We start from the raw sequence: 15,708 nt of genomic DNA on the forward strand, positions 1-15,708 counted from the left end.
CAGGATTGTCGAAGCGCCGTCCGAACGGCCCTCAGGCCGCGACCGCATCGCGCCGACGGCGCCGGGGTAGGAAAAAGACGGCTGCGCCGATCAGGCCGACGACGCCGGCACCCATGCCGACATAGACGAGTTCCGCGTCGGTCCTCTCCTGATGCGCGGTGTCATCCAAGATGATGATGTTGTCGTCCGCCCTCAGTGATCCCGCTTCCCCGGCGATGTATTTGATGGGCAGGCGATCGATGGCCAGTTGGTTGTCGACGATGACCTGGGCGGCCAGCGCTTGCGAAATCGAAACCCCTTCGGCCTTTCGCCGCAGGCCGCCGCGATCCATCCAACTCAGGTCGAGCTTGTAGTTCGTTCCGCCGCGACGGCGCTTGACCCGTGTCGCGCTGTCGATCGTCGCCTCGGTCTGGATGCCCATTGCCATCACATCCCGCCGACGATTTCCGTCCTGCCAGCATGCGAAAGCCAAGATCGGTCCGCCGATCGCGCAGAGGACCGTAAGCCACTTCAGTTTGCCGAGGAGCCAACCCACCATACCTTCGACCTCTTCCAAGTTTCGAGGCAATCAGGCTAGGCGGGGCAACCGAAAAAATCAAACGAACCACGGGTTGATTGGGTTCGGTGAAGATTTTACTTCGTGAAGTCATGGCGTTGAGACGGCTCTATTGATGGAAGCTCTCGCGGAGCGCCGCAGCTTTGCCGGCAGGCGGTTGGGCGCAGGCTTCGCCGAATCGGCTCAAGCGATCTCGTTGTGACGCGTCAAGCACTTGGCGACCGCTACAAGCCGACGACGATCGGCAACCGACCGTCCTTGGCAGCGAAGTAAGTCTTGGCTGACGGCCCCAGGCGGGTCACGCGTCGCTCCCGGCCATACCGGCTTCGGGAGTAACCATATCGCAATGGCCAAGCTGATGCGAGCCGCCGCACGGCCGAGTCGTGGAAAATCCGTAAACAGCGTGGAACCGACCAAGCACAGTCACGCTTGTAATTGCAAAGATTACTGCACAGGTAGGCACCTGCGATGAAGACCTTGGCATCTGTTCTCGCCGGCGTTGTCGGCGTCTGTGTTCTCACGATGGGCGCCGCAAACGCCGCGCCCTACGACCCGTTCGGCTCGGACGGCGATGATTATCAGGAGCAGTCGTCGCCCGGCGGCTGGCCGGTCTACGATCCCTATGCCACGCAGCGCGGCGCCGGCGCGCGAGGCTACAGCCAGGGTTACGGAGAGGCTGAGGCTGCTCAGGCACAGGTAGCGCGTATTCCCCGCGAAATCGTGGAGTATGACAGCCGCTACGCACCGGGCACGATCGTCGTCTCCACGGCCGAGCGCCGCCTCTACTACGTGATGCCGGGCGGACAGGCCGTTCGTTACGGTGTCGGCGTCGGGCGTCCGGGCTTTACCTGGAGCGGCGTGAACAAGATCACCGCCAAGCGTGAGTGGCCGGGCTGGACGCCTCCGGCGGCGATGATCGCCCGTCGTCCCGATCTGCCGCGCTACATGGCCGGCGGCATCGAGAACCCGCTCGGCGCCCGCGCGATGTATATCGGCAAGTCGGAATACCGGATCCACGGCTCCAATGAGCCGGACACGATCGGGCAGGCGGTCTCCTCGGGCTGCATCCGCATGACAAACGAGGACGTTACCGACCTCTATTCCCGTGTGAAGGTCGGTGCGACCGTCATCGTCAACTGACGCGCCGGATCATCGAGGCTTTTGAGAAGAGCCGCGCCGGTCATCCCGGCGCGGCTCTTTTTTTACCTCGGTCTAGCGCATCGTGACGCGCCGAGGGCGGTCGTTATCGTGCGAAAGGGCGTTTACGGTGCGACTCGTCCGACGGCCGTCCGCGGGCCGTTCAGGAACGACACCGGCATATCGCAGAAGCAGCGGGCGCCCAGCGGGCGCGGGCCCGGCAGAGGGCAGGAGAACGGCTGCAGGCCGCTGATGCCCGATTGCACCGCATCGCAATTGAGGCCCATGGCTCGGCGCGGCGGCGGACCGCCCCAGTCGCGATCGCGATAGGCGCGTGCGCGGGGCGGAGGCGCATCGTAGCCGTCGTCGTAATATTGTGCCTGGGCGGGCGCGAGGCTTCCGGCCGCGACGGCGATCAGGGCCGCGAGGCCGAGAGTACGAACGGGACGCATCGTGTCCAAAACCTCCGCTGGGCCGCCCCACACGGAGCCGGCGAGGTGTGGAGCCTTGCGGTGTCCGGACGGCGGAAAAGTGGCGGAGCCAGAGACCGCTTTTCTGGATGAAGCTCGGAGACCGAGGCCCGAAACGAGGAACGGCCCACTCCGTCGGGAGCGGGCCGTCGGCCTTACGTGCCGTCCGAGCCGAAGCGCGGAGGGTGCGTCAGGACGTGGCCTTCTGCGCGTCGTTGGCGTTCTCGCGGGCCGTCTCGACGCCCTGCTCGTAGGCCTGACGGGCGTCGGCAGCACCCTGCTGCATGGCGCTCTTGGCATTCTCGGCGCTCTGCTGAAAAGCGCTCTGTGCGAGGCCGCCGAACTCCTTGGCCTGCGCTTGGATCGCAGCGAACTGCGCGCGCACGAACTCGGCCTGGTGCTGCATGGCCTCCTGAACATCGCGCGAGCGCACGAGCTTCTGCGCCAGGTCGAACGCCGCGTTGACGTTCTGCTCAGCGTATTCGAAGCCGCGGGAGGAGATGCTGGTGGCGTTGCTACGGGCGAGGTCGGTCGAGCCCTGGACCGTGTCGGCGGTGCGGCGGGCCGCGCCGATGAAGGAATCGAACGCCTTGCGGGCCTGCTCGACGCTCTTCTCCGCGAAATCGCGCATCTCGGTGGGGACTTCGTAGTTGGGGGTGTTCGTCACGTCTCTCTCCTTAAGTTCGCATCGAGCGCTCGTTGTGCGGCGCACAATGTGCAATGCACAATAGCGCGGGGGTCGCCTTTTTTCCAGCCCCGGAGGACCAATTAAGGTTACCAGTTGATAAACGTGTGTCGGCGGGCTTCAGTGTCCACGTCTGGCCGCAGTTAAGTTACACAGGGCGCACGTGTTCATGCCCCGAACGACCGGCGACAGGGCGATGAAGGGGCTCATGACCAGGGTTCGGATGTCGGACCGCGCAGTGCAGGCTTCTCATCCGGGCGACGATGCGGCCATTCGTGCCGCGTTGGCGCGATGGAGAGGCGACGCGTCGATCGCGCATCTCGTTCGCGAGGGCAGTGCGCTTCTCGTTCTCGACGAGGCGGCCGGTCGCATCCTCCATGCGGCGGGTGCGGCGCTCCCCCTACGGGCCGGCATCGCCGACTCGGACGGCACTGTCCTTTCTGCGCTGCGCCTGTCCGAGCAGATCCGCCGCGCCGGCGTCCTGGACGCGCGGCCCCGCATGGTTCGCTTGCGCGTCGATCCCCGCGGCGTCGCGCCTCCGGTGGTCGCTCTCGCTGCGCGAGCCGAGCTGGGGGAGGGGCGTTCAGTCCTGCTTCTGGCTCCGATCGGAGCCTTGCCGGCCCTGCGGCCGTTCGACAGCGGGCCCGCCAAGGCCGATCTCCCCCCCGCGGATGCGGGTCCGGATGTTGCGAAGCCCGAGGTCCCTTCGCCATCCTCGATGTCGGAAGGGGAGCCGGATGAACTGCCCCTCCGTGTGATCTGGCGCAGCGATGGCGATGGCGTGCTGACCCATGTCTCGCGGACCCATCTCGACCTCGCCGAGGCCCTGTCCGGCCGCACATGGGCGATGCTCGCCGCCGACGGTGTGATCGAGGGCGCGGCGCTGACGCACGCGCTCGCCGACCGGCGTACCTTCCGGGCCCTGCCGCTTCTGGTGCGCGGTCGTGCCTATGAGCACGCGCTCGAAATCTCCGGCGCTCCGACCGGCCGCGCGACGGATGATTTCGCCGGGTTCGGCGGCTTCGCGATCTTGGGCGAGCGTCATGCCCGCGCGATGGAGAGCGCGCACGAGGATGAGGAAGACGAACCGGCGAGCTTCGAGGAAGAGGCGTTAGTCGAAGAGACGGAGGCGGAAGCCGGCCTGTCGGTCAACGAGCATGCCGCTTTCCGCGAGGTCGCGCGCGTTCTTGGCCTGCGGTTCGCCCCCGATGAGGATGGGGACGACGCAGCGCCGATGCCCGCGCGTCCCGAATCCGCGCAGAGTGGCTCGGTGATGCCGTTCCCGATCCCGCAGGGTCGCCTCTCGGAGTGCGAGGCGCGCGCGCGTCTCGCGCTCACCGACCTGCTCGAAAGTCTCCCCCTCGGCGTGCTCGTCTACCGTGGCAGCGAGATGCTGTTCGCCAGCCGCACCTTCCTCGATCTCACCGGCTACGCGGATCTGCCGGCCCTGCGGCAGGCGGGCCTTGCGCATCTCTTCCGTGGCCTTCCGCCCAGGGACCGGGAGATCATCGGGCCGGTTCCCTTCGCGCGGCCCGAAGGCGGTACGGTGGCGCTCCTCGTCGATCGAGCCGGCCTCGTCTGGGAGGGGGCGGCGGCGGAAATCTGCCTCGCGCGGGCGATGCCTGCTGGCGGCGACGTCGATTTCCCGGCCGTTCCGGCCAATGCCGCGCGGCTGCGGGCGGAGAAGGTGCTCGACAGCCTGGAGGAGGGCGTCGTCACGCTCGATGCCGAGGGCCGTGTCGTCGGCCTGAACCCGAGCGCTGCCGAACTCGTCCATGCGCATCCCAAGGAGATCGTGGGCGGGCGCTTCGCCGACCTGTTCGCGCCCGAGAGCCTGTCGGCGCTGGAGACGGCCGTTACCGATTCCCGCCGCTCCGGTGCGAGCGCGATCCACGGCGTGACCGTCCGCACCGGGGCGGCGGCGTTGCGCCTGCGCATCGCCCGGCTGCTCGGAGAGGACGCGCCGGGTTACTGCGCCAGCCTGCGCGAAATCCGCGACGAGGATGGGGCGCCCCCGGCACCGGCCGCGGAAACCGCGCGGTGGAGCGAGCCCGAGGCGGAAGGTGCCTGGAAGGCCAACGCGCTCGCGCGCGTCAGCCACGAAATCCGCCCCTCGCTCAACGCGATTCTCGGCCTCACCGACATGATGCTCTCCGACCGCTTCGATCGGGCGGATGCCGAGCGTCTGGAGGCCTATTTGCGCGAAGTGCGTCTCTCCGGCGGCCGGATCGCCGCCTTGATCGACGACTTGCGCGATCTCGCCGAGATTCAGGCCGGCCGCGGCAAGCTCACCTTCGCCGATCTTGCGCTCAACGACCTCGTCGCCGCCTGCATCGCGGCGCAGCAGCCGAAGGCGGCGCGCGACCGCATCGTCCTGCGCACCAGCCTCGCCCCCAACTTGCCGGCGATGAAGGCGGACGAGCGTTCGATCCGGCAGGCGGCGCTGACCGTGCTCGGAAACGCGATCCGCGTCACCGAGGCCGGCGGACAGGTGATCGTCTCGACCACGCTCGCCGAACGCGGCGAGGTCGCCCTGCGTGTGCGCGACACCGGCACCGGCATGACCGAAGACGAACTGATGGGCGCACTCGAGCCGTTCGGGGCCGATCTTGGCACCGCTCCGGAGGGAGATGGGAAGGGGTTCGGGCTGACGCTGACCAAGGCGCTCGTGGAGGCCAACCGCGGACGTTTTCGCATCAGTAGCCGCAAGGATGAGGGCACCCTCGTTGAGATGCTGTTTCCGGCCGCCTGACGGGTTGGAGCACCGATCGTAGCCGCTGCGGCTGCCAGCCAATTCCCGTGACACGACAAGCGTTTCCCGGTGTTGCTCCGGAAGACCGCCAGTCTGCGCAGCGCCTCCAATGAATTACTGTGCAACTCGATTGCGCAAAACCGCCGAACTCGACTTTTTGGTGCTTGCCGGGTGTATTCATCTGCGCTTAAGAGTTCTGAGGAAGCCCCGGCTGCGCGGACCTTCGCGATACGATCGGGCACCGGCAGGGAAGAAACCAAATGAGCGAGAAGGTCATCGACGTTCAGGATGCCTGGCGGGACCGGGCTCTGATCGACGAAGCCAAGTACAGGGAGATGTACGAGGCCTCCGTTTCTGATCCTGAGGCGTTCTGGGGCGAGCACGGCAAGCGGATCGACTGGTCGACGCCTTTCAGCAAAGTCAAGAATACGAGCTTCGCGCCCGAAAACGTCTCGATCAAATGGTTCGAGGACGGCAAGACCAACGTCGCACTCAACTGCATCGACCGCCACCTCGAGACCCGCGGAGACCAGACCGCGATCATCTGGGAAGGCGACGATCCCAACGAGTCGAAGCACATCACTTACCGGCAGTTGCACGCCGAAGTGTGCCGGATGGCCAACGTTCTGCGCAACCGCGGCGTCGGCAAAGGTGATCGCGTCACGCTCTACCTTCCGATGATCCCCGAGGCCGCCTACGCGATGCTGGCCTGCGCGCGTCTGGGCGCCATCCACGCCATCGTCTTCGGTGGCTTCTCGCCCGACTCGCTGGCGAGCCGGATCAAGGGGTGCGGCTCGAAGCTCGTCATCACTGCCGACGAGGGTCTGCGCGGCGGGCGCAAGGTGCCGCTCAAGGCCAACGTGGACGAAGCGATCAAGCGCCTCGACGCGGACTTCGTGGACCACGTCATCGTGGTCAAGCGCACGGGCGGCAACGTGGCGATGGAGCCGGGCCGCGACGTCTACTACCACGAGGCCGCCGAGCAGGTGACCGATGATTGCCCGGCCGAGGCCGTCGAGGCCGAGCACCCGCTGTTCATCCTCTACACGTCGGGCTCGACGGGCCAGCCGAAGGGCGTGGTGCACACCACCGGTGGCTACCTCGTCTACGCCTCGATGACCCACCAATACGTCTTCGATTACCACGACGGCGACGTCTATTGGTGCACGGCCGATGTGGGCTGGGTCACCGGCCACAGCTACATCGTCTACGGTCCGCTCGCGAACGGCGCGACCACGCTAATGTTCGAGGGTATCCCGACCTATCCGTCGAATTCCCGCTTCTGGGAGGTCATCGACAAGCATAAGGTCAATATCTTCTACACCGCGCCGACCGCGATCCGCTCGCTCATGGGCGGCGGCGAGGGCCCGGTGAAGAAGACCTCGCGCCAATCCCTTCGGGTACTGGGTTCGGTCGGCGAGCCGATCAACCCGGAAGCCTGGGACTGGTACTACCGTGTCGTCGGCGATTCCCGCTGCTCGATCGTCGATACGTGGTGGCAGACCGAGACCGGCGGCATCCTCATCACCCCTCTGCCGGGGGCGACGCGGCTGAAGCCCGGCTCCGCCACGCTCCCGTTCTTCGGCGTGCAGCCGGTGATGGTCGATGCCGAGGGCAAGGTGCTGGATGGCGCCTGCGAGGGCAACCTCTGCATCAAGGACAGCTGGCCCGGCCAGATGCGCACGGTCTACGGCGACCACGAGCGCTTCGAGCAGACCTACTTCTCGACCTACAAGGATCTCTACTTCACCGGCGACGGCGCCCGGCGCGACGCGGACGGCTATTACTGGATCACCGGCCGCGTGGACGACGTCATCAACGTCTCGGGCCACCGCATGGGTACGGCGGAGGTCGAATCCTCCCTCGTCGCCCACCCGAAGGTCTCGGAAGCCGCGGTCGTGGGTTATCCCCACAACGTCAAGGGCCAGGGCATCTACGCCTACGTTACCCTCAACGAGGGTGAGGAGGGTACGGACGAACTGCGCAAGGAGTTGGTCACCTGGGTCCGCAAGGATATCGGCCCGATCGCCTCGCCCGATCTGCTCCAGTTCGCGCCCGGCCTGCCCAAGACCCGCTCCGGCAAGATCATGCGCCGCATCCTGCGCAAGATCGCCGAGGACGATTTCGGCTCGCTCGGCGACACCTCGACCTTGGCCGAGCCAGCCGTGGTCGATGACCTGATCGAAAACCGCCAGAACCGCTCGGCCTGAGCGGATCACGACAAGCGCCCGCCACCTCGCGCGGCGGGCGCCCTTCCGGGCACGGCCTCGATGCCTGGAATCCACGGTGCCGGTCGCCCCCTTGCGGGCGGTCCGGGGCCGGTTTGTGCCGGAGCGGACGCCAACGCTTCGGTCGTCACGATCACAGAACAAAGCAGCCGATCACCCGGCCCCGAGGCCGCGGTGAGACAGGATCGCGCGGGAGGAGATTCATGAGTAGCATCCAGACGGTGAGGCCGTCCGCGACGTCGGACGCCCGCACACTCCATGGGGCGGGCGCCCCCGAAATGCCCGAGCCCGATCAGCGGCTCGACCGGATCGCCGAGCACCCGATCTTCAAGACGTTGGTTCACGAGCGCACGCGCTTCGGCTGGATCCTCACCGGCCTGATGCTGCTGGTCTATTTCGGCTTCATCGGGCTCATTGCCTTCGACAAGGCGCTACTCGCGACGAAGGTCGGCGGCACGGCCTCGCTCGGGTTCTACATGGGCATGTTCGTCATCGTCTTCGCCTTCGTGCTGACCGGCATCTACGTCGCCCGCGCCAACACCCGCTACGACCGGCTCTCGGCCGAACTCATCCGGAGCCTCGCGAAATGATCCGTCCCGTTTGCCGATCCGTCGCGCTCCTCGGCGCGAGCCTCGCGCTCGGCGCCGGTTCGGCGCTCGCCGCCGGCCCCGACATGGGCGCCGTGCAGCAGCAGGCCACGAACTGGCCCGCGATCTTCATGTTCCTGTTCTTCGTGCTGTTCACCCTCGGGATCACCTACCGGGCGGCGAAGGGTTCGAAGTCGGCGGCCGACTTCTACGCGGCCGGCGGCGGCATCTCCGCCCGCACGAACTCGCTCGCGATCGCCGGCGACTACATGTCGGCGGCCTCCTTCCTCGGCATCTCCGGCCTTGTCTATTCCTCGGGGTTCGACGGCCTGATCTACTCGACGGGCTTTCTCGTCGGCTGGCCGATCGTGCTGTTCCTGATCGCCGAGCGCCTGCGCAACCTCGGCAAGTTCACCTTCGCGGATGTCGCGAGCTTCCGCCTCGATCAGACCTCGATCCGCATCATCTCGGCGACCGGCACCCTCGTCGTCGTGGCGTTCTACCTGATCGCGCAGATGGTCGGCGCCGGTAAGTTGATCCAGCTTCTGTTCGGCCTGCCCTACCTCTATGCGGTGGTAATCGTCGGCGCGCTGATGATCATCTACGTCGCCTTCGGCGGCATGAAGGCGACGACCTGGGTGCAGGTCATCAAGGCCTGCCTGCTCCTGGGCGGTGCGACCTTCATGGCTGGCGCGGTGCTCTACAAGTACGGCTTCAGCCCGGAGAAGCTGTTCGCCGCGGCGGTGCAGACCCATCCGAAGGGCGATTCCATCATGGCGCCCGGCGGCCTCGTGACGAACCCGATCGACTCGATCTCCCTCGGCGTCGGCCTGATGTTCGGCACGGCGGGCCTGCCGCACATCCTGATGCGCTTCTTCACGGTGTCGGATGCGCAGGCTGCGCGGAAGTCGGTGTTCTACGCCACCGGCCTGATCGGCTACTTCTACATCCTCACCTTCATCATCGGTTTCGGCGGCATCGCCCTGCTGATGTCCGACCCGAGCTACTTCAAGCTCGGCGCCGACGGCGTCGCCTACGACAAGATCAAGGACATGGTCGGCGGCACCAACATGGTGGCCGTGAACCTCGCCAACGCGGTGGGCGGGCCGTACTTCCTCGGCTTCATCTCGGCGGTGGCCTTCGCGACCATCCTCGCGGTGGTGGCGGGCCTGACGCTCGCCGGCGCCTCGGCGATCAGCCACGATCTCTACGCCCAGGTCTTCGCCCGCGGCCGTACCACGGAGAAGGCGGAGGTGAACCTCTCAAAGCTCTCCGCCGTCGGCATCGGCATCGTCGCGATCTATCTCGGCTACGTGTTCGAGAACCAGAACGTCGCCTTCATGGTCGGCCTCGCCTTCTCGGTCGCGGCGAGCTGCAACTTCCCCGTCCTGGCCATGTCGATCCTGTGGCGCGGTACCACGACCTGGGGTGCGCTCATCGGCGGCCTGGTCGGGCTCGTGGCGGCGGTGGTCATGGTGGTGCTGTCCGATGCGGTCTGGGTGAAGACCTTTGGCTATCCGGCCGCTCTGTTCCCCTATGCCAACCCGGCCCTGTTCTCGATGCCGCTCGCCTTCCTGACGATCTGGGGCATCTCGACCATCGACCGGACCCGCCGGGCCAATCGGGAGCGTGCCGCCTTCGACGCGCAGTTCGTGCGCTCGGAGACCGGCATCGGGGCGTCGGGCGCGCACGCGCACTGAAGCGTCTGTCCTGCAGGAAACGCAAAGGGGCGCGGCCGATAAGGCTGCGCCCCTTTCGCTTGTCCGCTTCTGGCTGATCCGCTCGGGGCACCCCGGAGCCGTCTGTCATCGCGAGGCGGTGCCGAAGCGAACCGAGACGCGACCTTTTCGGCTCAAGCGCATTCCGACGGCGTTGTTACCGTCTCGTCGAGAGAATGCGCGTCGAAACGATGACCTGGATCGCCTCGCTTTCGCTCAAGATGACGGCGCTTCGCAACGCCAGGCGCGTCAATGAAAAAAGCCCCGCCGTGAGGCGGGGCTTTTTTGTTCATTCGGCCGGCGCGCGAGGTGGGGCCGGCGCTCAGTGCCGGAAGTGGCGCACGCTGGTGAACACCATGGCGAGCCCGGCCTCGTCGGCGGCCCGGATCACCTCATCGTCGCGCATCGAACCGCCGGGCTGGATCACGGCGGTGGCACCGGCTTCCGCCGCGGCGAGCAGGCCGTCGGCGAAGGGGAAGAAGGCGTCGGAGGCGACGGCCGAACCCTTGGCAAGGCTCTCGGACAGGCCGAGGCGCTGCGCCGCTTCCGCCGCCTTGCGCGCGGCGGTGATCGAGGAATCCACCCGCGACATCTGCCCGGCACCGATGCCGACCGTGGCCCCGCCCTTCGCGTAGACGATGGCGTTCGATTTCACGTGCTTGGCCACCCGATAGGCAAAGCGCATGTCGGCGAGTTCCGCCTCGCTCGGGGCGCGCCGAGTCACGACCTTCAGCTCCATGTCGTCCACGCTGAGCGCATCCCGGCCCTGGACCAGGAAGCCGCCCGCCACGGTGCGGACGACCTCGCCCTTCGCCCGCGGGTCGGCGAGTCCGCCCGCCAGCAGCAGCCGCAGGTTCTTCTTGGCGCCGACGATGGCGCGTGCCTCCTCGGAGGCGTCGGGGGCGATGATGACCTCGGTGAAGATCTCGACGATCTTTCGCGCGGCCTCGGCGTCGAGCGGCCGGTTGAGCGCAACGATGCCACCGAAGGCCGAGGTCGGGTCGCAGGCCAGCGCCTGCTCGTAGGCCGCCAGCAGATCCGCCCCCTCCGCGACGCCGCAGGGGTTGGCGTGTTTGATGATCGCCACCGCCGCCGTGCGGGCGGGGTCGAACTCGGCGACGCATTCATAGGCCGCGTCGGTGTCGTTGAGGTTGTTGTAGGACAGTTCCTTGCCCTGGACCTGCCGGGCGGTGGCGATGCCGGGGCGCAGGGTCCCTGGCAGGCGGTAGAAGGCGGCCGACTGGTGCGGGTTTTCGCCGTAGCGCAAGCTCTGGGCGAGCGTGCCGCCGAGCGCCTTGAAGGTCGGGGCCGCGTCGTTCCCCTCGACCTCGGCGAGCCAGTTGGCGATCGCCGCGTCGTAGGAGGCGGTGCGCGAAAACGCCTTCTGCGCGAGCCGGCGGCGGGTCGCGGCGGTGAGGTTGCCCCCGTGCGCCGAGAGTTCGGCGAGGATGGTCGCATAGTCCGAGACATCGACCACCACGGCGACGTCGGCATGGTTCTTGGCCGCCGCGCGGATCATCGCCGGGCCGCCGACATCGATGTTCTCGACACAGTCGTCGTAGGCCTTGCCGGCCTTCAGCGTCTCCTCGAACGGGTAGAGGTTGACCACGAGCAGGTCGATCGCGCCGATGCCGTGGGCGGCCAACGCTGCCTGATGCTCGGGGTTGTCGCGCACCGCGAGCAAGCCGCCATGGACGGCCGGATGCAGCGTCTTCACCCGCCCGTCCATCATCTCGGGGAAGCGCGTCAGCTCGGACACTTCCCGGACGGCCAGCCCCGCTCCGGTGAGCGCACGGTGGGTGCCCCCCGTCGAGACCAGTTCGACGCCCCGCTGGCTCAGCGCCGCAGCAAAGTCCGTGAGCCCGGTCTTGTCCGAAACGGAGAGGAGGGCGCGGGTGACCCGGATCTGGTCGCGCGGCATGGGGATCGCCTGTGTGGTCGGTGAGGGAATTTGCGCGCGCGGTAGCACGGAACCGGCTGGGGCGAACAGTTGAAGCGGACGATCTCCGCCTGAAGACGCGGTTGTTTCAACCGCTACACTTAAGAGCTGCGTCAGACCGAGCGGCACGGAAGCCCTCGTCGGGGGGCTTCCGTGCTACCGGTTGAGGCCAGTCGCTCCGCAATTGGGGAGCAATCGGCACAGAGCCGGGTTCACCGCCGACCGAAATCAGACCTGCTCGATCTGCCAGCGTACCAGCGCGTCCTCGTCCACCGTGAGGTGCAGGACGATCTGCGCAGTGCGCCGCGCACCGACGACGCCTGCGAAATACACGCTCTCCTCGATCGCCGCCGTCGCACCCTCCACCGTGAAGCGCCATCGCTCACCCGTCGGCAGGCCCAGCATCACGCTGCCGTCGTCCTGAGGCTGCGCCGCGACGGCGGTGTGTAGATGGAAGCGCACCGCCACCGGCTGGGGCCGCGAGCGCGGGCGCTTGCTGTCACGCCGGAACGCATCCTCGCCTGCCAGACGCACGGGGCTGTCGGAAAGGCGCCAGCGGCGCTCGTGCAGGATCCCGAATTCCGTGGCGTAGCCGTCATGGCGCGCGGCGAGGACCGCGGCGCCGTTCTCCGTGCGCCGCTCGACCGCGACCGGACCGGGGCCGCGCAGGACCACGGGGCCGCGGCGGTGCAGCAGCCAGCGGGCGGCGATCCGGCTGATCCACCAATCCTCCGGCTGGTCGAGGAAGCGGTAGGAGGAGGTGTCGGCGACCGTCGCCGTCGAGTGGGCGGCGGTGCTGCGCGCGGCCCGGCGCAACTCGCCGCCGCTCGCGGGACTGCCGCAATTGACGACGATGCGCTGCGCCCCGCTCGTCAGTTCGAAGGAGAGGCAGCCGGCGCCAGCCTCGCGCGACTGATCCATCGGCGGCGGTGCACCGACATCGCAGACGAGCACGACCCGCCCCAGTTCGAGCCGGGCGTAGCCGGAATGGGAGGCGTACATCAGTGGCTCGGTGCCGGCCCCGTCATAGACCAGCAGCGTGGCGAGATGGTCGGCCGCCGTCACGCCCATGCCGTTGAAGTGGCTGAGCGAGGCATCGCCGTGGCGCAGGAGGCGTAGCGCCGGTAGCATCCGGTCGACGGCGCGCAGGAGCGCCTCCGGCGGATCGACGCTGCGGCTGAGGAAGCTCTGGCGAAGCGGTAGCAGATCGAGCAGCAGCTCCATGGCGAACCGTGGATCGCGGGACTGATGGCCGCCATCCGGCAGGATCTGCGCTTCGAGTTCACGCACGAGGATGCGGGTGGCCCGGCGCAGGATCGGCTCGATGCCCTCGCAGCTTAGGCCGGCATAGGTCAGCGCCACCGCCGCCAGCAGGCGCGATTGCGGCGGTGACGAGCGCCGCAGCGAGCGCTCCAGTTCCCGCGCACCCTTGCCCACGGCCTTGAGGAAGGCCTGATAGAAGGCGTGGTCTGCCCCCTCGAGCACCAACGGAGACTGGCACAGGAACGAGATCAGCCGGCGTGAGGCGACCGGCACCGGGCTGGCGCGGGTGGCCTCGCCGCGTCCGCCCATGAAGTCCGAGACGAAGGCGCGGGCATTGGCGCGGGCCAGGGCCGTGTCGGCAGCCCGCAGGTGGCGCAGCCAGCCGAAGCCGTAGAGCGCGTCCGCCCATTCGGGGGAGGGGGGATCGTAGTCGAAGGGCGAGCGTCCGCTCACCACCAACGAGCGGCCGGCAAAGACGAATAGGCCGGAATAGATGTCGTCGGCGAGCGAGGCGTCGCTGGTCCGCAGGTCGTGCGGCGCGATCACGAGGCCGGTCACCCGCGCGCGGGTGAGGATCTCGGGCCGCGCCGTGAGCTGTGCTGTCCGCTCGCGAACCGCGCGGACGATCTCGTGACCGAGCAGGCGGTAGAGCTGCCAGCGTTCGGGGCCCCTGCCCAAGCCGTATCCTCCGAGCCTTCGAGACGGGCCGTACGGGTCGCCGCCCGGACCCGCACGATGGGCGCCCGGCTGCCGGCTTCGGCCAAGCTTATGCCCGTCCTCTTAACCGCCCTTTAACGCTGTGTCGTCCTCGCCGGGGCCGGCATCCCCGGAATGCACCGGCCCGACGCGGCGGCGCTTCGCCGCTCAGGCGGGGCCGGTCTCGACGGGGCGGGCGGGATCGGCGCCCCACTCCGACCACGAGCCGTCGTAGAGCGCCCGCGGCTCCTTGCCCAAAGTCTCGAGTGCCAGCGCCACGATGGCTGCGGTCACGCCCGAGCCGCAGGTGGTCACGACGGGCCGGTTGAGATCGACGCCGGCCTCCGCGATTGCGGCCCTCAGCGAGGCCTCGTCCCGCAGGCGGCCATTCGCTTGGAGGGCGGCGTAATGCAGGTTCTTGGCGCCGGGCATATGCCCGGGGCGAACGCCGGGGCGCGGCTCCGCCTCCTCGCCGCGGAAGCGCGGGCCGGAGCGCGCATCGACCACCTGCGTCGTGCCGCCGGCCAGGGCGCGGGCGATGTCACCCGCATCCGCCACGGCGCCGTTGTCGAGCCGGGCGGTGAAATGGCGCCGGTCGCGCGGGCGGCCCTCGCCGTCCTCGGTCGGGTAGCCCGCCGCGACCCAGGCGGGCATGCCGCCTTCCAGAATCTTGACCTCGCGCATGCCGAAGGTCTGGAGCATCCAGCGCACCCGCGGCGCCGAGAACAGCCCCATTCCATCGTAGACGACGACCTGCGCCCCGTCGCCGACCCCGAGCGCCCGCATCTTCGAGGAGAACACCTCGGGCCGCGGCAGCATGTGGGGGAGGGCGGATTCGGTGTCGCTCATCGCGTCCAGATCGAAGCGGATCGCACCGGGGATATGGGCCGCCTGATACTCGGCCGCGGCGTCGCGCCCCTGCGCCGGCAGGTACCACGAGGCATCGAGCACGACGACGTCCGGCGCGTTCAGGCGCTGATGCAGCCATTCCACCGTGACGAAGGGCGATGTGGTCATGAATATCCTCGCTGCGCGGGTCTTCGCGGGGAAGACATCACATCCGGCATTGGCGGGAATTCGGCAAGGCCGCGAGCCCAAAAGTCATGGCAATCGCTTCGCGCGATCACCCTGCGTGAAACAGGCGCGACGGTGTGGCGTCCGTTACGCCCCTGCCACCGGCGCGATCTTCGGGTAAGCGCGGGACGACAGCGAAAGGGTGCATGTCCGTGCGAGAAACCTATCACATCGAAGTGCTCGGGCCGGAGGAGCCGGACGCGCCGGGCGGCGTGCAGCAGCGGGTCTCCGTGCGGACGGCGAGCCCGGAGGCGGCGGCGGAGCGGGCCAAGCGGCTGTTCGCCCGGGCGCGAGTGCCGCAACGCGCGCGCACGGCCGCCGAGTCGGTTCGCGTCGTTGACGGCGCGGGCATCGAGATTTTCAGCATGAGCCGATTCGACGAGGCGTGAGCGAGGCGCTCTGACATTCATTGACTTCGCGGGTGCAACGTCGCATATCGCAGTTGCAGCGTCAGCGACCGAACGGGGTCGCTTGAGGGGGCTGCGTGACGGTTCGCGCCTTTTCCAAGGTTGCGCCCCGGCCCCTCTCTTCAACGTGTATGCACCCCAGGCCGCCCCATCACGCGGGCAGCCTCCCGGACCGATGGACCCGCCTTTGATAGTC

At 68.0% G+C, this 15,708-nt stretch carries 12 protein-coding genes; 6 read left to right on the forward strand and 6 right to left on the reverse strand.

Features of this window, described 5'->3' with window-relative positions; genetic code table 11:
- Positions 1-31: 31 nt before the first annotated feature.
- Positions 32-556, reverse strand: a complete 525-nt coding sequence (locus MKK50_RS21775) for a hypothetical protein (RefSeq protein WP_499025267.1) — start codon at positions 554-556, stop codon at positions 32-34.
- Positions 557-1,024: 468 nt separating this feature from the next.
- On the opposite strand from MKK50_RS21775, the gene MKK50_RS21780 reads away from it, so the two are divergent.
- Positions 1,025-1,696 carry a L,D-transpeptidase gene (locus MKK50_RS21780; protein WP_253372181.1) on the forward strand — a complete coding sequence of 224 codons (672 nt, stop codon included), beginning with the start codon at positions 1,025-1,027 and terminating at the stop codon, positions 1,694-1,696.
- Positions 1,697-1,818: 122 nt separating this feature from the next.
- On the opposite strand, the gene MKK50_RS21785 is transcribed toward MKK50_RS21780, so the two are convergent.
- Together MKK50_RS21785 and MKK50_RS21790 are read right to left on the reverse strand one after the other, a co-directional pair.
- Entirely contained in the window at positions 1,819-2,145 is a 327-nt protein-coding gene (locus tag MKK50_RS21785) for a hypothetical protein (protein ID WP_015822918.1), read from the reverse strand.
- 208 nt (positions 2,146-2,353) lie between these two features.
- The gene (locus MKK50_RS21790) at positions 2,354-2,830 is read right to left on the reverse strand and encodes a phasin (protein ID WP_253372180.1); all 477 of its coding nucleotides are present in this window, start codon (positions 2,828-2,830) and stop codon (positions 2,354-2,356) included.
- 241 nt (positions 2,831-3,071) lie between these two features.
- Between MKK50_RS21790 and MKK50_RS21795 the strand changes: the two genes are divergently transcribed.
- The 4 genes from MKK50_RS21795 (at position 3,072) to MKK50_RS21810 (ending at position 10,115) form a co-directional block, all read left to right on the forward strand.
- A complete protein-coding gene (locus MKK50_RS21795; protein ID WP_499025343.1) occupies positions 3,072-5,600 on the forward strand; it encodes an ATP-binding protein in 2,529 nt (842 codons plus the stop codon).
- A gap of 260 nt (positions 5,601-5,860) precedes the next feature.
- Positions 5,861-7,810, forward strand: a complete 1,950-nt coding sequence (gene acs / locus MKK50_RS21800; RefSeq protein WP_253372179.1) for an acetate--CoA ligase — start codon at positions 5,861-5,863, stop codon at positions 7,808-7,810.
- Positions 7,811-8,031: 221 nt separating this feature from the next.
- Positions 8,032-8,418, forward strand: a complete 387-nt coding sequence (locus MKK50_RS21805; protein ID WP_253372178.1) for a DUF485 domain-containing protein — start codon at positions 8,032-8,034, stop codon at positions 8,416-8,418.
- Positions 8,415-10,115: a cation acetate symporter gene (locus MKK50_RS21810; RefSeq protein WP_499025269.1), complete on the forward strand. Its 1,701-nt coding sequence runs from the start codon at positions 8,415-8,417 to the stop codon at positions 10,113-10,115. Before MKK50_RS21805 ends, MKK50_RS21810 begins: the two co-directional genes overlap by 4 nt.
- Positions 10,116-10,455: 340 nt before the next feature.
- Here the strand turns inward: MKK50_RS21810 and purH are convergent, their stop codons facing one another.
- From purH to sseA, 3 genes are all read right to left on the reverse strand, one after another.
- Positions 10,456-12,054 (reverse strand): bifunctional phosphoribosylaminoimidazolecarboxamide formyltransferase/IMP cyclohydrolase, encoded by a 1,599-nt coding sequence (gene purH, locus MKK50_RS21815; protein WP_499025270.1) that lies wholly within the window; start codon positions 12,052-12,054, stop codon positions 10,456-10,458.
- A 246-nt stretch (positions 12,055-12,300) separates the two neighbouring features.
- Positions 12,301-14,013: a heparinase II/III family protein gene (locus MKK50_RS21820; RefSeq protein WP_499025271.1), complete on the reverse strand. Its 1,713-nt coding sequence runs from the start codon at positions 14,011-14,013 to the stop codon at positions 12,301-12,303.
- A 186-nt stretch (positions 14,014-14,199) separates the two neighbouring features.
- Complete coding sequence (gene sseA / locus MKK50_RS21825; RefSeq protein WP_499025273.1) at positions 14,200-15,048, reverse strand: 3-mercaptopyruvate sulfurtransferase; 849 nt, start codon at positions 15,046-15,048, stop codon at positions 14,200-14,202.
- 209 nt (positions 15,049-15,257) lie between these two features.
- Between sseA and MKK50_RS21830 the strand changes: the two genes are divergently transcribed.
- Positions 15,258-15,494, forward strand: a complete 237-nt coding sequence (locus tag MKK50_RS21830; protein ID WP_499025345.1) for a hypothetical protein — start codon at positions 15,258-15,260, stop codon at positions 15,492-15,494.
- Positions 15,495-15,708 lie beyond the last annotated feature (214 nt).

The organism is Methylobacterium sp. J-043, from assembly GCF_022829505.1.
Classification (GTDB): domain Bacteria; phylum Pseudomonadota; class Alphaproteobacteria; order Rhizobiales; family Beijerinckiaceae; genus Methylobacterium; species Methylobacterium extorquens_A.

Excerpts from the sequence above, each read along its gene's own strand:
- acs (WP_253372179.1), top strand. The coding sequence starts at position 5,861 with ATGAGCGAGAAGGTCATCGACGTTCAGGATGCCTGGCGGGACCGGGCT.
- MKK50_RS21810 (WP_499025269.1), top strand. The coding sequence starts at position 8,415 with ATGATCCGTCCCGTTTGCCGATCCGTCGCGCTCCTCGGCGCGAGCCTC.
- purH (WP_499025270.1), bottom strand. The coding sequence starts at position 12,054 with ATGCCGCGCGACCAGATCCGGGTCACCCGCGCCCTCCTCTCCGTTTCG.
- MKK50_RS21785 (WP_015822918.1), bottom strand. The coding sequence starts at position 2,145 with ATGCGTCCCGTTCGTACTCTCGGCCTCGCGGCCCTGATCGCCGTCGCG.
- MKK50_RS21805 (WP_253372178.1), top strand. The coding sequence starts at position 8,032 with ATGAGTAGCATCCAGACGGTGAGGCCGTCCGCGACGTCGGACGCCCGC.
- MKK50_RS21795 (WP_499025343.1), top strand. The coding sequence starts at position 3,072 with ATGTCGGACCGCGCAGTGCAGGCTTCTCATCCGGGCGACGATGCGGCC.
- MKK50_RS21780 (WP_253372181.1), top strand. The coding sequence starts at position 1,025 with ATGAAGACCTTGGCATCTGTTCTCGCCGGCGTTGTCGGCGTCTGTGTT.
- sseA (WP_499025273.1), bottom strand. The coding sequence starts at position 15,048 with ATGACCACATCGCCCTTCGTCACGGTGGAATGGCTGCATCAGCGCCTG.